A 1,622-nucleotide genomic window follows, 5' to 3' on the forward strand; every position below is an offset into this window, starting at 1 on the left:
GAGCAGGATGCAGCAATCAGCGTATAGAACAAGCTCTAACGGGCAGTATGAACAAAATAGCAACTTTATTTCACCCGAAAATATACGGTGGAACAATGTTGCTTACTCTAAACTCTAGAACAATAACTACCAGCCGGAAATTGCCATGTTGTCAGGTAGAAATCCGGACACAGTGTTATTCACGAGACCACCTGATGAATTCAGTATCAACAGACAACCGGCAAAAGAATATCCGTCAGCACCTGGCGGGTGCGGGAATTTATGCGACTCCCCAGCGGCAGGCAATTGCAGAATTGCTGTTTTCCCGTCATCAGCACCTTACCGCAGATCAGGTGTATGAGAGGATGAGAAGTTCTTCCAACAGAGTGTCCCGTGCAACGGTGTACAACACACTGAACCTGTTTGTCGAAAAAGGATTGCTGCGCGAGATTTTCGTGGATGCCTCGCGTACCTTCTATGATTCCAATGTCACTTCCCATTATCATTTTTATAACATCGATACAGGTGGCCTGATCGACATGAATGATCAGGATGTAACGCATTATTTCTCCAAAAGCCTGCCCATGGGCACAGTGCTGGAAGGTATTGATGTGGTTGTACGCGTCCGCAGCAGCGCCGGGTGACTGAAAACACAGTTTGAATTTGAAATTGCCATTCCGGCGCAGGCCGGGATCCATACTCATCAGTGTATTCTGGGTTCCGGCCTGCGCCGGAAAGACATCTTTTGAGGTGTTCTGGAGTGGTATTGAATTACCGAGGCCGCTGATTTGCAGGTTTCTTCGGCAGAAGGAAAATCAGATGGGACTCACAACTGTACACGGATTGCGAATGAAGGGAGAAGGCTGCAGATGCTGAATGAAAAGATTGACCGAATCAACAAGAAAACCATGTGTAATTCTGTGGGGCATTATGCATGGAAAGATGCCCTGACCCGTGCAGAGGCGGCGGCTCTTGAACACGTGGAGGGGGCTGAAGGAAAACCTATCCTCGATCTCGGTGTTGGTGCGGGACGTACCGTGGCTCCGCTCAGGCAAATCAGCGAAAACTATACAGGGATGGATTATGTTTGCGAGATGGTGACGGAATGTCAGCGCAAGTTTCCGGATGTCCGTTTTGAGCATGGAGATGCGCGTGACCTGTCCCGGTATGAAGACGGCTCTTTCTATCTGGTCATGTTTTCATTGAATGGCATCAGCATGGTGGATCATCAGGGACGCATGAAAATACTGAAAGAGGTCTATCGTATACTGGCCCCGGGCGGCAGCTTTCTTTTTTCAACCTACAATCAGCATAATGGCGAATACCAGAAGTTGCTGCATTTCCCCGACCTGGATTTCTCCTGGAACCCTCTGAAAATGTTCGTCAGGAGCGCGAGATTCGGTTCTGATTTGACAGCCAGCGTTGTGAATCGCTATCGCTTCAAGAAACACGAAAAGCATACGCCCGAATATTCCATTGTGAATGACAGGTGCCACAATTACGCCACCATGCTCTATTACTATGAATCCGTGATTCCAGAACGTCAAAACCCGCATTTTACCGACATGACTCGGCAGGAGCCTCTGTAATCGGCATGACATCGAATATTTGTCTGGATGGATCAGCAAATTGATGCTTTGGAA

The 1,622-nt window shown here is 48.2% G+C and carries 2 protein-coding genes; both read left to right on the top strand.

What is annotated here, in order from left to right:
• Window positions 1-623, top strand: a 623-nt coding sequence (locus ACOCD2_RS19115; protein ID WP_293675096.1) for a Fur family transcriptional regulator, incomplete at its 5' end; no start/stop codon positions are given.
• A 225-nt stretch (window positions 624-848) separates the two neighbouring features.
• Window positions 849-1,568 carry a class I SAM-dependent methyltransferase gene (locus ACOCD2_RS19120; RefSeq protein ID WP_293650145.1) on the top strand — a complete coding sequence of 240 codons (720 nt, stop codon included), beginning with the start codon at window positions 849-851 and terminating at the stop codon, window positions 1,566-1,568.
• The last annotated feature ends 54 nt before the right edge of the window (window positions 1,569-1,622 follow it).

This window comes from Thiolapillus sp. (assembly GCF_048562965.1).
GTDB classification, from domain to species: Bacteria; Pseudomonadota; Gammaproteobacteria; order Chromatiales; family Chromatiaceae; genus Thiolapillus; species Thiolapillus brandeum_A.